Genomic DNA, 19,372 nt, shown 5'->3' with positions numbered 1-19,372 from the left:
ATCACGGCCCCAATTTTCTCCGGGCTATTGCGCCAGTGACACGCGCAAAAAGCCAGCGTCAATCTTATCCCACAAGATTGGCGTTGGCTTTAATTGTTTTGCTTATTATTTAGTATTCGTTAAACTTGTGAATCAGCCGCTTCACTGGTCGGGCTAACCGGATCAGTAACAGCGTTAAACCGATACTCAAGGCCACCATGCCGGCACCAAACAATGGCGTCCAGCCCAACCCAAATTGGCTCGTGACCTGACCACCGATACCGGAGCCCAACGCAATCCCCACGTTGAACGCAGAAATGTTGAGGGCCGAGGCCATGGTAATGTCGTTCGGCGTTTGCTTTTCTGCTAGCTGAACAATGTACAGCTGCAGGCCGGGCACGTTCATGAAGGCAAAGAAGCCCATCACTAACACGGTCAGTAAGCCCAACCATTGGTTATTTGCGGTAAACGTCAAGACTAATAATGTCACGAACAGCCCCGTGAACATCTTCAGCAGCGCTGCCAATGGTTTCGCGTTGGCCCAACGACCACCTAGGGTATTGCCGATGGCTACCATCAAGCCGTAAACGACCAGAATGATGACGACGGCACCAGCCGACCACCCCATCTTTTGTTCCAAAAGTGGGGACAGGTAGGTATAAGCGACGAACGTGCCGCCATAACCTAAGGCCGTCACTAACAGGGCTACTAAAATTTGGGGGTTGCCCAGCACGCGGAGAATTCCCCGGGCCGTTGCCTTACTTGGCAATGGCAGGTTGCGCGGCACCAACACGTAGTCGGCCACCAAGCCAATCAGCCCAATGACACTGATGAAGATGAAGGACCAGCGCCAGCCGCCCAGTTGGCCAATCATGGTTCCCAGCGGCACACCGGTCACCGTGGCCACCGTCAAACCGGTAAACATCACGGCGATTGCCGACGCCCGTTTAGAAGGCGCCACCACGTCCGCCGCAATCACGGAAGCGACGGTCATGAAGATTCCGTGTGCCAAGGCCGCAATCACCCGCCCTGCCAGGAGCACGATGAAGGCCGGTGCAAAGGCAGCGACTAAATTACCTAAGATAAATAACAACATAATAATGATCATCAACGTGTGCCGGTTGATTTGGCCGGTCAGGAGCGTCATCAATGGCGCCCCAATCATGATGCCCAACGCGTAAACGGACACCGTTAACCCGGCTTGAGCGATGCTAATGTGGAAACTTTGAATCAGCAGGGGCATCAACCCCACGCTGATAAATTCGGTTGAGCCAATGGCGAATGCGCTGATAGCCAGTGCCAATAACGTCATGGCTGGTGAAATTTTCTTAGTCATAATGACCTCCTCGTTTTTCGTTTGCTAACGTAATAAATAATGATTATACTGGTTAGCAACCGGAGAACAAGAACCGACTTTAAAGTGCCCTACCCACCAAAAGGTAACTATTAGACAGGAGGCCGTTTAACATGCCCACAAAAACTTATCATATTGGCGTCGAAGCCACGATGGAGATCATCGGTGGTAAATGGAAATCCATTATTCTGTGCCACCTCCGCCATCAAACCATGCGGACTAGCGAACTTGCTCGCGCCATTCCCCAGATTTCGCAAAAGATGCTGACGCAACAACTTCGAGAGCTGGAAAACGCGGACATCGTTGCCCGCCACGTTTACAAACAGGTACCGCCCAAAGTTGAGTACTCATTGACCGACTACGGCGAATCGCTGTCGGGAATTCTGCACGAGCTGTGCGTTTGGGGCGAGGACAATATCGACCGGCGCGAGGCTGCGGGCGAAGAGATCACCCTTCTCAGCCGCGACGACGTTTAGGGTTGCGCTTTGTTGGCGCCTTACCGGGCAGAGAAAATGGACCGGGACGCTGTGGGCGGACGCCCGAAGCCGTAGAGCGGTCTTCTGGCTTACTTTGAGCCGTGGACCATGTCTCAAAGATACCAATTCTCTAAGCGGTGAACCGCTAAGAGAATTCCCACGGCTGAATCCATTTTCTCTGCCCTCTCGGCTTACATCCGCTTAACCCTAAACGTGGCCCTGACTCAAATATTAAATACATTCTCATCAATATAACCGTTTCAATATTCGCCTCATAGAGTTCAAATCAATCGGAACAGAAAATTAAAGCACACAAAATTCGGCCAATTTCAGACGAATTTTGTGTGCTTTTTAAATCAGTAAAACCTTGATACACCAGCATTTACACCCATTTCTCAACACTTTCTAAACCGATTCTAAGAAATTCACAGGTTAAGCTTATCCCGCCCTCAAGATGATTCGGCGTCCCGGATGGTATAACTAATACATCGAAAGCGATACGCCAAACCAACAAACTTGAGGAGTGAGTAATATGCGTAAAATTAAAGCAATGATGACGAAAGTAATGTTAGGTGCCATGACCGTGACGACCCTGTTGGCAACGTCTGCCGGCGCTTCCGCGGCAACCACCCAGGTGTCGACCCCCGCGCCGGCCGTCGCAGAAACCTCTATCAGTTTGAAACGACAGGCCCAACCCGAGATTCAGCCAACGACCATCAAGCTCCACAAACACGTCACGTCCAGCCAAATTTCTAGCCAAGTCCAAACGGCCGTTGATGCCAGTGCGTTGAATCTGGATCAACAACACCATGACAGCCAACTCAAATAATTTTGCCTGATTAGTCCGCTACGGCCAGCTTCCCCCAAACACTGACGCGCACGACTACCTCATTTCCCCCTCTTACCTCTTAACCGGCTAGCCTCCCCCAAACACTAACCGGCCCCTCAAAAACAACTCACCCCCCTCAGGTGAGTTTCCCCCAATCGAACCGCGCCCTTAACCGTGGTTCAGCTCCCAACAGAATAGACAACAAACCCGACTGGTAGATTGCGCCAATCGGGTTTGTTTGTGTTTATTGATTTTTTTGTCGTTCCCGTGTCAGGATGTCACCAATCAGGCGGGCTAGCGTGACTTCTTTCATCTGCGCTTCCGCGGCCGCTTGGACCTCTGCGTAAGCCACCCGCAACGTATCCTGAATGTTGCCACCCACGATGCAGTGCGGATTGGTCTTATCATCTATGTGTAACAGATTGCCATCGTCTTCCACGGCGCGATAGACGTCTAGCAAATTGATTTCAGCCGGGTCCTGGGCCAGCTTGGGCGTCGCGGAGCCCTGTTGCGTGGCTAAAAGACCGCCTCGCCGTAGTGCCCCCATCAGCCTCCGTACCAGAGCGGGATTGGACTCTACGCTAGCCGCGATAGCCGCACTGGATAAATCGCCATCATGACAAATATCAATGTATGCCAAAATATGAACAGCATCACTCAATTTATGCGAATAACGCACGAACAAGCCCTCCTTCTGGGTTTAAACCTTAGCAGCGCCTTACCGCCCTCACGGCTCACATTGGTTTAACCCGAATTGACAATTCCATTTCACAACTTTTTCAACTTAGTCATTCTTGGAACAAAAAACACTTACCATTTACTAGCTTCATTATAACGATAATTATACCAATTTAGTTTTCGTTCGCAAGGCTAGCCGTTAAGAAATCTGGCAGGCTTTGGGCTGGACGACCCATGATTTTACGGTAATCGTCCGTAACCGTAGCGAGTAACCCCTTGGCCCCACCGGCGTACATGGAGGCTAGCATGTGCCCTTCATTGCCCTCATTGTACATCTCTTCAAATTGTTTGAGCGTTACTGGTGCATAGCCGATGGTTTCATTTGACACTTGGCTTAAGACTTGGGCCAAGGCCGGCATGGTGTAGGACCGTTCCTGCGTCAACGTGTACATGGGTTGCGTCCACAGACTTGGTGTGACGGCGACCTCTGCGAAAGCTGCGGCGCTGTCCGCTAAACTGATGAAGCTCAGCGATGCATCGCCCATGGGATAGATGACGTTGTGGCGTTCAATTAGCTCTGGTAAATAAGGCACCAGCGGATCGGCGTACAGCGCATTCCGCAAAATGGTGTAGGACAGGCTGGATGAGGCTAACCGCCGCGGCACATACCCATAGAACGCGGACAGGTCAAACGGATTGTCCGCTTGGTCCGCAATGAAGCCCATGACCAATAAGTGTTTGACCTGGGCCGTTTCGGCTGCAGCAATCACATTTTCAAATTCGGTGACCCGGCTAAAACTCGTGTGGGTCTTGCTGGGCACGTAAATGGCAACGTCGGCGTCCTGAAGACTGGCGGCGATGCTAGCTTGGTCACGATAATCCAGCGGTAAAACCGTCATCCCCTGTTGCGCAAACGCAGCGGCCTTTGCTGGCGTGTGGACGCCCAAGGTGATTGTATCGGCGGCAACTCGCTTGGCGACTTCGTTCACGATTTGGCTGCCTAAATGCCCGGTGGCTCCGGTAATCACATACTTTGTCATGGTTCATTCCTCATTTCCTTTTGATGTTACTTTAATTGTTACATCATTTCATTTTGACGTCAAACATTTAGTCTCAGCACTCAGCATATTAAGCGCTTTCCAACACAAAAGAGACTATAATAAGGGTTAGGTATTAACCCTAAAATCAATATAAACAAGGAGTGAGTAACGTGGTTCAACAATTAGCAGGTAAAGTTGCAATCATCACGGGTGCCGGGTCCGGCATGGGTAAGTCCATGGCCGAATTGTTTGCCAAAGAAGGCGCGAAAATTGTCGCCGCTGACATCAATGAGGACCGGTTAAACGAGGTCGTTAAGGCCATCACCGATGCGGGTAATGACGCCGTCGCCGCTGTCACCAACGTGACGAAGGAAGCCGATGTCGTTGCCATGGTCAAGACGGCCGTCGATAACTATGGGCATTTGGACATTCTGGTCAACAACGCCGGGATCATGGACAACATGGCCCCTGTCGGCACGTTGACCAACGAGTTGTGGGACCGCGTTATGACGGTCAACACCACCAGCGTTATGTTGGCAACCCGGGAAGCGCTGAAGCTATTTACGAAGCAAAAATCCGGAGTCATTTTAAACATCGCTTCCGTCGGTGGCATCGGTGGCGGCCGGGCCGGTGCGGCTTACACGGCTTCGAAACACGCTGTGGTCGGCTTGACCAAGAACACCGCCTACATGTACGAAAACGTTGGGATCAGAACCAACGCCATCGCCCCAGGTGGTATCAAGACCAACATCGCCGAATCCATGAAGGGCATTGACAAAGAAGGCATGCAACGGCAAAGTGTCGGCATGCCACTCTCACCAGAACCAGGAACTGGCGACGAAATCGCCCAAACGGCGCTGTTCTTATGTTCAGACGCCGCAAGTTATGTCAACGGGACGGTCGTACCGGTTGACGGTGGGTGGACTAGTTATTAGAGTGCGGAACGAGCCGCTTAGACTCTGAGCATTAGCGAAGAAAGGGCTTCTGGTCGACAACGTCGACCGGGAGTCCTTTCTTTTGCTAAGCGCAGGAGTCTGGCTCGTGTAGCACGTTTCAGAGGCTGCACGTTCCCGGATATATTGGCGAGAGAAAATCTAGCGCCCTAAGCCAATATTACCAACAACCGCACATCCAAGAAAAAGTCCCTCACTCACAACTCCTTACCAAATTGACGTATCAAACCACAACCGGTAAACTAATCAACATGATTAGTCGGTAAGGAGACGATTGGGTAAATGATGTGGTTAGTCTTTCTAATAATTGGGTTCTTAGTTGGCCTATTGGTTATTTCCACCGGGGGTGGCGGTGCGGCCATTTACTTGGGGCTCCTGACTAGTGTCTTCGGTCTCGCCCCGGCTGTGGCGGCATCGACTTCCCTATTTACGGCATTTCCATCCCTAGTGGTCGGCGCTTATGGTCACTATCGCACCGGCCAGATTCACTTTAAGGTCGGCAACCAGATGCTGATGACGGCCGTCCCGGCAACAGTGATTGGCGCGCTGCTGGCTCCCTACATCCCCAACGACGTCTACACATGGATCGTCGCCATTATCCTGACTGGCTTAGGTGTGCAGGTCCTGGTCAAACGCTTTCTAACGCGCACCAATAAACCCGCACGGCATCAAGGTTTACAGGCGGCCATTTATGGCATGCTAAGCGGCATCATGGTTGGTGTTGCCGGACTGAGTGGCGGTGGCCCCATTATCGCGGGGCTCCTGGTCCTCGGCCTAGACATGTTACCGGCCGCGGCCACCTCCTCGTATGTGTTAGTCGGGACTTCACTAGTCGGACTGCTTTTCCATTTGTCAGCCAACAACATCGACTGGCACGTCGGCATCGGCCTGATGATTGGGGCGGTGCTCGGCGCCATCTGTGCACCCCGCCTCCTGATGCACGTGAATCCAGAAAAACTCAACTACTACGTCAAACCCTTCATGGGTGTACTCCTGCTCATCATGGGTCTGCGCATGATTCTCTAAATGGACCGTTAATAATTCCCAAACTAAAACAGGCTTTGACCCACGCAAACAACGTGAGGCCAAAGCCTGTTTCTGTCTATTCTACTGAAAATTAACGATCCATGTCATACCGGCAGCCACCGACTCAAAACCACCAACTAACAATCTAAAACAAGGAGACTGCTAGCGACGGTACCAAACCAGTGTCAGCCGTGAGGGCGGTAAAAATGGCCTCAGCCGTGGGATTTACTGAGGGGAACCCTCAGTAAATGGTGACTTTGAGACGCGCGTTTGGCGGCTCAAAGCAAGTCCAGAGACCGTCCTTTGGCTCTGGGCGTCCTCCCCACCGCGTTCCAGGCCATTTTTACCGCCCGGTAAGGCGCAAGAACACCGGTTTAGTACCGGCGCTTGCGGTCAACGGCGATGCCGGTGGCTAATAATGTGCCCGCCAGCGTAAACCCAACGGCACTCAACCAGCTATCGTTAGCTTCGCCAGTTTGTGGTAAGCCATCAGACAGGCCCAAAGCCTGTAAGATATTGCCACGAACGGATTCCAATTGGGCAACTAATTCCGTATCACCCTTGGCCCGAGCAGCGGCAATGGCAGCATCCACCTTGTTCAACAAGGTTTCTTCAGCGGCCGTATTACGCTCAGCTTCAAAGTCGATCAGGTCGTCTTCAAAGTCTTCGGCCATGTCTTCCGTGTATTCTGGGTGCTCATGTTCGTAGGTTAAGTCCTCATCGCCACCGTTAGCTTCGCCTTCAGGTTCTTCAGTGTCGGGTTCTTCCGTGTTAGGTTCCTCAGTGTTAGGTTCCTCAGTATTCGGATTCTCCGTATTAGGCTCTTCAGTCCCCGGCGTTTCGGTGTCAGGATCTTCCGTGTCAGGAATTTCTGGCATTTCAACGTCGATACCAGGGTGAACAGGGATTTCGAGGTCTTCCTCTTCGTCGGTGTCCTCATCCCCGTCGTCGCCTTCGTTGTCCTTGTTATCTTGCAAGTCCCAACGGTGGGTTTCGGCGTTAACGATGACCTTGTCCGCGATGATGTTCCCATCAATGTTGGAGCTAGCAACGACCGTGGCGGATGGGGCTAAGATACTGCCTTGGAAGGCCTTCTTAAAGTCCAACGTCCCGGTGTACTGCTTATCGCTGGCACCGCTGTTGTAGAAGTTCCACAGCAAATGGTTGTCCCCAAAGTCTTCCGTTTCGTGATTGTCCCGGTCGGACCCGTCACTGTACTTGATCTTAATTTGGGAGTTGACGTTATAGTCAGCGGCACCACCGGTATCCACGTTGATGATGACCGTGGTCCCATCAGCGTCTGGTGATAACCCGGAGATGGTCAGTGGCGTATCGCTGTTAAGCACGTCCGGTGTCAAATTGATGACGATCTGGCCGTTAGCGTTAGGGGTCATGTCACTGATATCAATGACCCGGTTGTTCTGGTCGTCGAAGTCGCTGTTGGAATAGCTGGCTTCGCTCTTTTGATTGGCCAGAGCTTCGTTCAAGGCTTTCAGCTTAGCAAATTCGGCGTCAAAGTCGATGTACGTTTGGCCGTTTTGGTCTTGGTAAACTTCCTGAGCCAATAAGTGGTCAATGTATTGGCCGTTGACCATCGGCCGGTTCGGGTTGCTGATATCAATTTCAATACCTTCACCAAAGATAACCTTGTTTTCCCGAGTTGATCCCCCGGAAACGAAGGAGCTGTTGGCAATGTTGGTAATGTTCTGTATGTAAGAAATATCCTTGTCGAGCAGTTCTTCAATGATGTTGGTCCCGAAGTTCACGTTCCCAGTCAGGTTTTGGACGGCCACGTTCCCGTTGGTGTGGGCGTTCAATTCGGCTTCACGGGCAAAAATGTGAAAGACAGAGGAAACCCCGAGAATGTTGTTCAGGTCAGGAAAGTCATCGTAAACACTGCCACCGGCTTGAATCCCAGAATCCGCGTAAGGTTCAAATGCACTGGTCTTCGTGGCGGTTCCAGCAAGCTTTTGGAGCATGTTGGCAATCGTTTGCTTAGCGGCTTGCGTCTTTTCAGAGCTAGCTAAACTTGCAACAGCGGCCTTGGCACCGGCAGCGCTAGTGTGCGCATAGGTGACCGTCTTAGTCGTTGTGGCACGCTTAACCGTCTTCTTGATTGACTTCTTAACTAACTTGTTTGCCTTGAAGCCTGGTTTCAACGTGCCCTTTTTCAGAGTGGTCCCTGGCCGAACGCTGGTCGTCTTCACCGTTTTGGCTGCAGATGAGCTGGTCGATTGACTGTTAACTGAACTATCTTGTGCGTCAGCACTGCTTTGTTCTGAGGACATTGAAGATGCGCTAGTTGACGTTGATTGGCTACTAGATTCACTTTCAGATTGTGAGGATTGACCATTCTGCTCTGAACCACTCTCGGAGCTGGTCGCAGCCTTCACTTCAGTCGTACTGCTGGCGCTCGATGAGTTCGTGTCGGCATTGGCAGTTACCGTGGTCCCCGCGCCTAACGTGACTAACATCACAGCACAGGCGAAGACCCAGCGACGGCCACTCTTATACATTTTGAAGTGTGTCCGTTTCGTTTCCATATCGATTAAATCCCTACCTTTCCCTAATAAAACTCCACCCCTATTTTGGTCCTTCTTAAGGAAACAATCAACATAAATGATGAAAATATTTTGTACAAAAACTACTTAATCGTCCGTTAGTTTACCACAATGACCATTTTGGCTAAAAAGTTCACAAGAAAAGGACCCGCTAACATTTAGCGAGCCCTCAGATAATTAACATTTATGGTTATTCGTGGTGCTTAGCAGTGAGACCCATGCCGAAGGTGGCGATGATCAAAGCAACCCCCGCCGCCAGCAGACTAGCGCCGCTCCGTTCGTTGGTTTGTGGCAACGTCGTCTTGGCCTGGTTGGGCGTTGTGGTAGCTTGTTGTTGACCGCTGGAAGCCAGTGCCTTTGGGGCAACAACTTTAGTGGCTTGACCCTTGGACTCGGTGACTGGTTTAGCAGATTGACGACTTGTCTTAGCAACTAATTGGTCAGCCTGACCCGCCTTGGCAACTGGCTTAGCTTTAGCAGGCGTCGTGGTGTCAATCGTCGCCGCGTCTCCACCGGTTTGTGGCGTGTTAGTAGCGCCCGGATTGGTGTCCGTCACACCTTGGTCTGCATCGCCGCCATTATCGACCGTGACATCAGGCGTGGTCGTCGTGTCGGTGCCTGGGGTGACAGTGCTGGTACCTGTACCCGGATTGGTGTTAGTGTCTGGATTCGTGGTGCCGGTGCCAGGATTGGTAGTACCAGTGCCGGGATTGGTGGTGCCAGTCCCTGGGTCAACGACAGGATCTTTGGCATTGGTTACGGTGAAGGTCAGATCAAAGTTGTAGTGCTCGGTCTTCTGATTGAAGACCTCAATGGTGTAGGTACCATCAGGTGTCCCTTCAGCAGCCACAATGTTAAAACCAATCGGGTTGTCCGAATCGGCCTCAACCGTAAAGTACAAATCTCCTGGAGTACCTAAATTGTACGCAACCATCGGGTCGGTGAGATCCAGTTGACCATTCTCGTCCTGAACACCTTTGATCACATCGGTAATTGGGTCAAACGAACGAACCGTTGGGGTGATGGTATAGTCTTTACCGGTAACGGTTTGATCCATACTGTTTCCCGAAATCCCCATATTTTTCTGAATCCCCGTGACAAGGTGATTATGGCTGAAATCGTATGACCCAGTATACCCGCTCATATCTGGAATATCCGTCAAATTATTGTACCCCAGATATAAGTATGTCACCTTGGGCATCGTCGTCAGACTAGGAATCGCACCAGTCAGCTGATTATGCCCCATTTGAAGGTTCTTCAGGTCAGTGAATCCGGATAAATCAGGAAATTGGCCGGTTAACCCATAGTTCGTGACATTCAACCATTGTAATTTTTGATTGTTAGCCAACAAATTAATGAACGTTGTCGCATCCATAGTACCAGTCGCGGTGCCTTTGTTGTTAAGCGTCAATGAGTTTAAGTTAGGTGCAAACGAGAAGTCAATCATGCCGGAAGTTGGGACGTAGCCGTAGTAAGTAAAGCTAGTCAGATTCGTGAAATATTGCAGACCTTCTAGACTTTGAATATCAGCAAAAGTCTTAGAGGAGTCGGGATAAATACTCGTGGTTCTTTGCACATAACCAGACAGGTTGCTGTCATCTACGGTCGTCCTGTTCGCTTTGCTCAAGGCCGCTTCAACCCAGGCCCGAAAGTTCGCATCCGGCATCCAAACCGAAGCATCAATACCATCAATGCTTGGTGCTTCGTCCCGTAACAGGGAGTAGCTTTCAGCCATTGGCTTAACCTTGCCAAGATTGCTGACGTCTTCTTGCTTACCCCCGTTAGAGTTCTCATCTACTGGTACTTCTGGAGATTTCTGTTCAACCTTATTTTCGGGTACTGTTTGTTCTGGTTGCTGTTGATTTCCTGGCTGTTGCTGGTCGTCTACTGGTTGCCCTTGTTTTTGGACATCCTTACTAGGATCATCTTGCTTGTCGCCGGCCACATTCTTTGGAGCATCCTTATCTTGGTCAACGTTCTTGTTAGCATCCTTGGTATTGTTATCTTTATTCTCGTCGTTATTGATGTCGCTATTGCTGTCTTGGTTAACGTCCTTATCAGTATCGGACCCGACCGTACCGTTTGCAGAACCATCGACTTTGCCAGAAACGCCTGAATCGCCGTTAGATTCAGAACCATCAACCGTATCACTGGCTGCTGGCTTTTGCTCATTAGCTGCCGGTGTGACCACACTTGTATCTGGTTCACTTGCGTTATTGGTATCAGCTTGTGCCGTTTCGTTGGCCCCCACCAGACCCAAGCCGAGACTCATGACCGTGATGCAAGCGAAAACCCAGTGCTTGCCTGCCTTGTAACTCTTGTAGTGTTCCTTTGATTCGCTCTTTAAGTTCCGCATGATAACTTCCTCCTCGTTGATTTGTGTTGTTGCGTTCGCCCTAGTCATTGGTTTTAATTGTAACAGTTCAGTAAAAATGGATAATCTTTTCTACACTTACATTGTAGTCAGATTCACAACAAAAGCAAGCTTAATTGTCAGGTGATAAAACTAATCACACTTAAATCGTGTTTTCATCAAAATAATTAATTTTGATAAAGATGAATCCCTGTTTCGTCAATGGTTTTACCTGCTCTGAATTAAAAATCAGCTAGTCCTTCAAACCCGGTTACAAGCGGTTTTTAGGGACAAAATCAGCTGTCTGTCGTTTAAGTCAAGAATCATCATTTTAAATGATTTTAGTCCACCCTATATTCGTTATTTATCTTTACTTTACGCAAAAAGAACACCCCTACTCGGCAGTGTTCTTTGACTTTACTTTTGTAACTGTCCAAATTTCTAATCTTTCCCACGATACGCCAATCCCCAAAAAGCAATCAGCAGGCCAATTACGCCCAGAAGCCGATAGGTAGCACTCTGACCATCTGTCTGAGGTAACAGTGTGTTGCCCTTGGACTGAACTGCCGTTGGCATGACAGGTGGCAATTTGCTAGGGTGCGGTTCAGCCGGTGCGGTCGACTGACTGGTCGTTCCTGTATCCACTTGGTCGGCCGCACTACCGGCAACACTAACCGGCACCGGCTTTATCTGCTCCGGCTTATTCCCAGTATCCACCTGATCTGGTTGCTGACCGGGCGTGGCGGCCGTAGTTGGGGGTGTCCCCCCGTCAGTTGGCGGCGTCACAGTCGGTGGCGTGACGACTGGAGGTGTGACGACCGGGGGCGTGACACTAGGCTTCTCCGTTGCCTTCTTCCGATAAACATAAGTAATTTCGATGGGCATTTCTGTATAAACGCCCTGGGCATTCTCCGGCGTCTGACTGAGTGTGTATCCCTCGAGTTTCAGTGGCGTCGTCCTGTAGGCATCATCGACGTACCCCATTGGAAGTTCATAATCATCCTCTAGAGAGTTTCCTTCTTCGTCTTGGTAATGAACGGTGATCTTCCCCGCCTGTTTAGATGTAGTGTAAGGTTGAATCACGTACCACTCAACGTTCGAATCATCGGAAACCACATCCCCCGGTTCCACGTCTGCCATCGCCACCAAATAGTAATAATTGGGAAGCTGTATTTGGTGCTCCTCTAAAGGTTCCGCATCCCCCGGCTTCTGGTCTGGGATATTAACGTAGGTCAGATTTCCCCAATCGTTCTCGTCAATATCTCCCCCCAACAAGACATCATCATTGGGAATATTGTGATAAATATAACGATTGAAGTAATAGTCATTATGGTTATTCTCATCGATATGAAAATCCATAATTTGTTCAACCCATTCCCCAGGACTATACAGACCGGGAAGATCCCCGCTCGGTAGATAGTAGGGGGCCAGCATATGGGCCGTCCGTTTTGCCGGGTCGACTTTAATCGTAGGCAACGTAATATACTGCTCCGTAATCGTTAATTGCCAAAAATCTTTACCATTGAGCGGCCGGAAATCCGAGATTTGATTAAAGGTTAAATAGAGTTGCTCCAGATTATTCAGATTTTTCAGCGGCGAAATATCTCTGATGCGATTGTTATCGAGAATGGCTGACCGCAAGTGTGTCAAGCCAGCTAGTGGCGAGAGGTCCACGACGTCCCCAAACACTTGATAGGGGCTATTATTCGCCAGCCCTCCGCCTAAGGCAATATGTTCCAAGTTCTTGGCATATTCGATGCCCTTGAGAGAGAATTCTGTGTGCCCATCAATATATGTACTAATTCCGCTTGATTCCGCATTACCTGTAATGCTTAGGGCATCTAGACGCAACATATCCTGTTGCGTAATCTCATTCTCGGCCACCCAGGTTTTATGGTCTGCCTGTGGCTCGCGCCGTAGTTCCGTCAAAACAGCCGTCTGTAACGTTTTATTCGGCATCCACTGATCAATCGCTGTCTCCGTGCGCTTAGGCTGTTTGGCTGGCGCATCAGTTTTCTCTTCCACTACTTCTGGTACCGGTGTCGCCGCAACTACCGCCGTCGTGGACTGCTGGTCATTCCCCGCTTTGTTCCCTTTGCCCCGGTTTGATTTCTGTTTACCGGGTTGAGGTAAAACGACACCCTCGCCACTGAAGGCCTGCGGTGCTATTGTGCCCGTCTCCTCAATGGACTCTGGCTCTTCCACAGTCTCGTTTTCAGAGCTAGGCGTTGCTACCGTAGATTCAGGCTTCTCTACTCCCATTCCTGCGGCCGATTCCGCGGTCTCCGCCGGCACCACCGGCTCTGCCACGGGCACGGCTTCGACCACCTCATCAGCTTCGGCGACCGTCCCCGTGGTCAGCTGCCAGCCAAGTCCGGCCAACGCGGCTGCTGTCCATAACCCATACTTTTGCCAATCTTTTCTTCGTCGTTTCCCCAATTGTCTTCCCCCTAAAGTTCGTCAACTAGTGCCGTTTCACCGAAAATAATTATGTTAATAGTGGGACCTGCCCACCATTTCGATATAAATTATTATAGTGGAGTAGTCGGCAAAAATCTACTATAATATTAATTATTTATAATATAACGATTGCCTTTACCTGTGTTTACATTTTGACAGCAAAAAAGCCTCAACGTCACAGACATCAAGGCTTTCATCCACTCACTTATTCATTTTTCCGACGAACACCTAGCCAGCCACCGATGGTCGTCGCGGCCAATAACGCCACGCCCCACCAGACAGAGGTTGCTTGGTCATTAGTCTGTGGCAAGGTTGTCGCTGCGGCTGCGGACTTCTGTGACGTCACAGCAGGCGCGCCGTTAGCCAACTGGACCGGCTGACCACTGGCCGTTGCCCCCGCGCCGCCGTCCTGGGCCGTCGTCACGGAAACGCTTGGTTTCTGATCATCATCAGCGTCGTCCGTGACCAAATCACCCTCGTCGCCGTCATTGCCATCGGTAATCAGGTCCCCATCACCCCCAGTTTCCATTTTTTCATAAACATAGGTGATGGTCCCATCCGCGTTGCCAAAGGCCCCACTGGCATTCTCCGGCGTGGTCACCAGCGTATACCCAGCCACGTCTAAGGCACTCGTCGAATACGCGGTCCCGGGTTTCCCACTAATCGTCTGGCTAGCGGCGATGTTGGTGCCATCCGCCAACTGATAGTAAATGGTCATCGTAACATCCGCGGCTGGCGTCACGACCGGTGGCGTCACGGTACCGCCGCCATCCTTTTCATACACGTAGGTGACCGTGATGGCCTCGCTGCCGTACTGACCGGTGGCGTTTTCCGGCGTCGTTTTCAACTTGTATCCCGGAATGTCTAACGGCGTGGTCGTGTAGTCTTCCCCGACCATCCCCGTTGGCAGCGTCACGTCCTTAGCGATGGCGTTGCCCTGCTCGTCATGATGCTGCACGACCACGGGGGCCGCGTCCTCCGCGATATCGTAGCCCTGGGCGACCACGAACAGGTAACTGCCGTACGAGTCAGCGCCATCCGCCCGGCCCGTCAGAAAGTAGTTATTTTCCTGTGGATCAACCGTCACGCCCGGATACTCCGTGATGCCCGGAATCTGCGGCTTCAGCTCCGTATAGTTCAGCCCGCCCTGACCGTCACTCACCCCGACCCCACCGGTGAAGTAGAAACGGTAGGTGAAGGCGCCGTTATAAAAGAAGACGGGGTCGGCGATTCGGACCGCCACCTGCTCCAGCTGAATCAGGTCGCCATCGATTGTGACAAATTGAATCTTCAGGTGGGCGCTCAGGTCCGTGGCACTCACCTTAACGGGGTCCAAAATCACCATTTGTGAGCCCGCATGAAACTTCGTATAGTTGATTCCCTTTAACGGTGAGAAATCACGGATTCGATTGAACGCCAGCAATAGTTCCTTTAAATTGGTTAAATTGGCTAGTGGCGTTACATCGGTGATCCGGTTGTGCTGCAGGTCTAGTTTTTCCAGTTTGGTCAATCCGGCTAACGGCGTCACATCAGCGATATCCCCATAGTAAGCACCCGGAGCCGCGTCCAAATTTCCACCCATACTTAACGACGTGAGGTTCGTCGCGTATTCCAAGCCAACCAGTGAAAACTCGGTCTTGCCATCGATATAGGTGCCGGCACCGTTCATGATTGACAGGCTCTTCAAGAGCGCCATGTCGTCCTGGGTAATGTCATCGACGCTGTTCCAGCTCTGTCCCGGATTCTGAGCCTTCAAGCTCTTCAAAACCGCCTGTTGGAGCGTGGTGTTGGGCATCCACTCGCTGATAGCGGTTGCCCGCTGTTGATGCGCGAGCTTCACCGTGGCCGGTTTGGCAACCTCGGCCTTGACCAGCTTCACGGCCTTCAACTCGGTCGTTGCCCCGGTCTGTTTGTGGGTCTTGGGCTTGGCCGTTTCTGAAATGGGCACGGCCGTTTCCGGTACGGTGTCCGCTGCGATAGGATTGGCTGTCTGTGGGTCTTCCGTCGTGACTTCCGCCGCTGGTTTTTCTGGCGCGGTGGTCGCCTCGTCCTTGGCTTCTGTTTCGAGATTGCCTTCCGTTACTGAATCGCTTGTGATACCGCTTTCATTTTCGGCATCAGTAACCAACTCTGTTTCCGTCGTGGTTGGATGACCGTCAACGTCTGATGGTGTGAGCGTCACTTCTTGATCCTGATGGGCGTTCGTCGTCGTGGTCGTCTCTGCTTTAGCTGGGGAAGGTGTTTCACCAGTAGTATCCGCTTGGACACCCGCTGGCGCCGCAAACGCAAGCGCTGCCGTTAAGACGCCGGCAAACACCCACGTGCGCCCCTTCTTATACATCTTCACCCGGTGTGTTGATTCATCCCGTTTAAGCACATTAATCCTCCTCAATTTGTCGGCATCATTGCCGGTAGCAACAGTGGTGTAACGAAATCGATAATTAGTGTGTTGGTTGGTCATCCTTAACCACCCCTAGTATAACCGGTTATCGCTTGAAAAGCTAGCATAGGATGAAACATTAATAGTGTAGTTTGTCACTTGAATTAGTTCGACCCACATCTATTTTTGGGGTATGTTAAAGGGCGCCAATCGTTTCGCTGGCGCCCTTTTGGGGTTGTACTACTTTGATTAGTGTTTCCGTTGCTTAATGCCTAACAGACCAAGGAGCAACCACAGGATGGTCATTCCCAAAAATGGGGACGTTGGCTTGTCGTTGGTCTTGGGCAAAGTTGCTTGGGTTCCTGGGGTGAATGGCTTAGTTGCAGTCTTTGTTGGTGTCCCTTGGACTGCGGCGCCACTCTGTGTTGGCATTGCGGCCGGATTCGTTTCAGCTTGCTCATCCGGCTGGCCTGAATTCACGTCTGGCTCTGCTGGTTGCTGTGTTGACTGGTCAGGCGTTGGCGTCGGTTCCGGTGTGAGAGTTGGCTTAGAACCATCCCCTGCTCCTACAGTGACCACCTTGTCATAGAGATAAGTTACTGTGATCTGCCCGCTACTGAAAATACCACTAGCATTAGCCGGCGTCGTGGTCAGCTTATAGTCAGATGACACGTTGGCGGCTGGCTTGGTGCTATAGGAATCCCCGACACTACCAGTAAGTACCCTATCTGGTGCCACCATTGTTCCGGTTGTCGTTTGGTAATGAACGGTGACTGTGCCAAGTTGGGCGGGATGGGTTGGCGTCACGGGTGGAGTTACTGGCTTGGGGTTGTCCTTGAAATAAGTGAAATTAACAGTTTTCTTTTCATTGGTGAACGTGCCCTCCGCGTTATTAGGACTATCGTGATGATATCCGGAAATTTCCTCAGTTGGCGCCTGATAACTTTCACCGATAAATCCATTTAACGTCACAGAGTTGTGTAGAATATCCCCCGCTTCGTTAACGTAATTGACTGTTACATCCTGAGCTCTGTCCGATTGCATATAGGGCATTACTAAGCGAATATCTGCTTTTCCCGCTCGATTACCGCTAAAAGTGAGAGCCCAGTTCAAAAAATACGTATACTTCTCTTGAAGGACAGTTTCAACTTTGTCTGGAATCGGGTTATATTGAGGTCCTATCGGGATTTGCTTCCTCGCAGGTGAGACAACAATTAGCTTATCACCATCTATGTCAGTTAAAGTTCCAGCCCAGAATATTCGTCCTACTCCATGCTTAATACTCGTCGCGTCTAGCATTGTTAACATCAGGACATTGGTAGTCCCGCTTTCCTCTTGCTTTTGTATTTTCCATCCCTGCGGTGCCTTTACTGGATTCACCAACTCGTAATTTTCAGTTAGGGGGATATATACTAAGCTTCTCTCCACAAATTGTTCACCAATTGACAAGTTTTTTATATACTGTGCAACGTTTAAAGAAGAAAAATCTGCCACTTTATTCCCGGTAAAGATCAATTCCTCGATGTTCTTCAAACCAGTAATCGGCGTAATATCTGAAACTCGATTCCCAGCAAAACTCAAAGATTCTAAATTCACTAAATTTTTCAGTGGTGTTAAATCAGTAACGTCCCCCCGAATTGCATACGGTTCGTATCTTAAATCATTTGAAACATCCAATCTTTTTAAATTAGTCGCATACTCTAACCCCTCTAAGGAAAATGAGTGTTTTCCATCAATGTATGTTGTTCCATAAGCTGCTAAATCAAGATCATCCAAAAGTTTCAAATCACTTTGAGTGATATCTTTAGCAGTTTCCCAGTGTCTTCCTGAATTAAAAACTCTAGAATTCCGAGTATCATCAGCTGCCGTCAACTCCTTCCAAACCAACTCTTGTAGCTTCTCATTAGGCATCCAATTATCAATCAAACTTTGTGCACTAGTTCTAGCCTGCTGGATTACAACAGTCGATGTTGGTTTCGCTTGAACTGATTGTTGCGTTTTATGTACGTCATTCTGTTGCGGCTCATTTACCACTGTATCTCGCTTAGAGAGAACCCTTAACTTATCCTTTTTCTGGCCATTTACCTCACTCAATTGAGACTCACTTGTTGCTCCATCCTGATTTATCTTAGGCATCAACAACGTCGAGTCTACCTGTTTGTGTGACTCCTCCTCGTTTTCCTCATCAGGTAACGCCCAATTATCCGTACCAGTCTTTTCCTCTACAGGACTCTCAGTATCTGGTTTGTCATTGTCCGGGACATCAGATTGTCTACTCCCGTCCACCACAGGCCTCATTAACCTCACCGACTGACCATCCCCATCTGAGTCTGCCATAACCTTCTCCTGATCAGTACCAGCATCAGGCACAACATCTGCGCACACCGGCTGACTATCCAAGATTCCCCACACCAACGAAACCGCGACTGTGGTCATCACTAGCCATCTTTTATCCGAATTATACATTATTTTATATTTTCTAATAACTTCATCCATATAAACTCCCCCTATTCAGTCCCTACTCTCTTATCCAACTCGCAAGAAGGTTACATTGGCCATCTCACAAAATCATTATATGAAACATCTACATAACAATCAAGTAAATATGTGAAACCTTTCTTCTTAATAACTAATTTTATATTCTAGTCTTGCTTTAGCAATAATCATTATCGGTTTAATTCAATTTCAAATAAAAAACGAGCCAAATACATTCAGCTCGTTCCACCAACAATCATTTTAATTTCACTCAAGCCCGCTGCTTCCGCGTCATCAGCCGCTGAATCCCTGGCATAATCAAGAGATCACGGATAAAATAGGCCATCGTCAAGGTACTAAAGAAGCTCAGGATGAACTGCGCCAGCGTCATGTGGGCCAGCGTCCCGTTCATCAGGAGCGCGCGGGTACTCATGGTGAAGCACATTACCAGTAGCATCGTCCAGCTACGAATCGTGCCGGCCCTTAGCTGAATAGCAGACGCATTGACCAGCGGCCGCGTGCCTATTTTCACTAGCAACGTACTCAGATTGCTGACCACCAACACATTGAGGACAAACGCAAATAGAATCGTTGGCCCAACAGACAGTCCAAACACCCGCCACATGTTTGCATTGATCCCCATATTTTTCGCCATGCCTAACCAGCTCATGCTGCTAGCCATCCCTGTGCACATCAAGAAAGAAAAAATCAAGCGCTGTTTCAAAGTCATTTAAAATCCTCCCATAGTTGATAAATCAACTATTAAAGAATAACCGAATTTAGTTTATTTGTCAACTATATGTTATGC

Annotated in this window: 13 protein-coding genes; 4 read left to right on the top strand and 9 right to left on the bottom strand. The window is 50.0% G+C overall.

What is annotated here, in order from left to right:
- Positions 1-109: 109 nt before the first annotated feature.
- Entirely contained in the window at positions 110-1,315 is a 1,206-nt protein-coding gene (locus EKM84_RS05995) for an MFS transporter (protein ID WP_125764709.1), read from the bottom strand.
- 131 nt (positions 1,316-1,446) lie between these two features.
- On the opposite strand from EKM84_RS05995, the gene EKM84_RS05990 reads away from it, so the two are divergent.
- Together EKM84_RS05990 and EKM84_RS05985 are read left to right on the top strand one after the other, a co-directional pair.
- On the top strand, positions 1,447-1,809 hold the full coding sequence (locus EKM84_RS05990; protein WP_125764707.1) for a winged helix-turn-helix transcriptional regulator: 363 nt from the start codon (positions 1,447-1,449) through the stop codon (positions 1,807-1,809).
- Between the two features lie 532 nt (positions 1,810-2,341).
- Entirely contained in the window at positions 2,342-2,638 is a 297-nt protein-coding gene (locus EKM84_RS05985; protein WP_125764705.1) for a hypothetical protein, read from the top strand.
- A gap of 244 nt (positions 2,639-2,882) precedes the next feature.
- On the opposite strand, the gene EKM84_RS05980 is transcribed toward EKM84_RS05985, so the two are convergent.
- Positions 2,883-3,317 (bottom strand): Rrf2 family transcriptional regulator, encoded by a 435-nt coding sequence (locus EKM84_RS05980; protein ID WP_125764703.1) that lies wholly within the window; start codon positions 3,315-3,317, stop codon positions 2,883-2,885.
- Positions 3,318-3,489: 172 nt separating this feature from the next.
- Positions 3,490-4,356, bottom strand: coding sequence for an SDR family oxidoreductase (locus tag EKM84_RS05975; protein ID WP_125764701.1), 867 nt, complete (start codon positions 4,354-4,356; stop codon positions 3,490-3,492).
- 170 nt (positions 4,357-4,526) lie between these two features.
- On the opposite strand from EKM84_RS05975, the gene EKM84_RS05970 reads away from it, so the two are divergent.
- Both EKM84_RS05970 and EKM84_RS05965 read left to right on the top strand, forming a co-directional pair.
- Positions 4,527-5,291, top strand: a complete 765-nt coding sequence (locus EKM84_RS05970) for a glucose 1-dehydrogenase (RefSeq protein WP_125764699.1) — start codon at positions 4,527-4,529, stop codon at positions 5,289-5,291.
- Positions 5,292-5,591: 300 nt separating this feature from the next.
- Entirely contained in the window at positions 5,592-6,335 is a 744-nt protein-coding gene (locus EKM84_RS05965) for a sulfite exporter TauE/SafE family protein (protein ID WP_125764697.1), read from the top strand.
- A 374-nt stretch (positions 6,336-6,709) separates the two neighbouring features.
- Here EKM84_RS05965 and EKM84_RS05960 read toward each other — a convergent pair whose 3' ends face one another.
- From EKM84_RS05960 to EKM84_RS05935, 6 genes are all read right to left on the bottom strand, one after another.
- Complete coding sequence (locus EKM84_RS05960) at positions 6,710-8,878, bottom strand: collagen-binding domain-containing protein (protein WP_125764695.1); 2,169 nt, start codon at positions 8,876-8,878, stop codon at positions 6,710-6,712.
- Between the two features lie 208 nt (positions 8,879-9,086).
- Entirely contained in the window at positions 9,087-11,252 is a 2,166-nt protein-coding gene (locus tag EKM84_RS05955; RefSeq protein ID WP_164511334.1) for a KxYKxGKxW signal peptide domain-containing protein, read from the bottom strand.
- Between the two features lie 438 nt (positions 11,253-11,690).
- On the bottom strand, positions 11,691-13,688 hold the full coding sequence (locus EKM84_RS05950; RefSeq protein WP_125764691.1) for a MucBP domain-containing protein: 1,998 nt from the start codon (positions 13,686-13,688) through the stop codon (positions 11,691-11,693).
- A 226-nt stretch (positions 13,689-13,914) separates the two neighbouring features.
- Positions 13,915-16,086, bottom strand: a complete 2,172-nt coding sequence (locus EKM84_RS05945; protein ID WP_164511333.1) for a MucBP domain-containing protein — start codon at positions 16,084-16,086, stop codon at positions 13,915-13,917.
- 252 nt (positions 16,087-16,338) lie between these two features.
- Positions 16,339-18,585 carry a MucBP domain-containing protein gene (locus EKM84_RS05940; protein ID WP_125764687.1) on the bottom strand — a complete coding sequence of 749 codons (2,247 nt, stop codon included), beginning with the start codon at positions 18,583-18,585 and terminating at the stop codon, positions 16,339-16,341.
- A 250-nt stretch (positions 18,586-18,835) separates the two neighbouring features.
- A complete protein-coding gene (locus EKM84_RS05935) occupies positions 18,836-19,294 on the bottom strand; it encodes a hypothetical protein (RefSeq protein ID WP_125764684.1) in 459 nt (152 codons plus the stop codon).
- Between the last annotated feature and the right edge of the window lie 78 nt (positions 19,295-19,372).

The sequence above is a fragment of the Levilactobacillus mulengensis genome (genome assembly GCF_003946045.1).
In the GTDB taxonomy this organism is placed as follows: domain Bacteria; phylum Bacillota; class Bacilli; order Lactobacillales; family Lactobacillaceae; genus Levilactobacillus; species Levilactobacillus mulengensis.
This window is presented reverse-complemented; position numbering and strand designations above follow the sequence as displayed.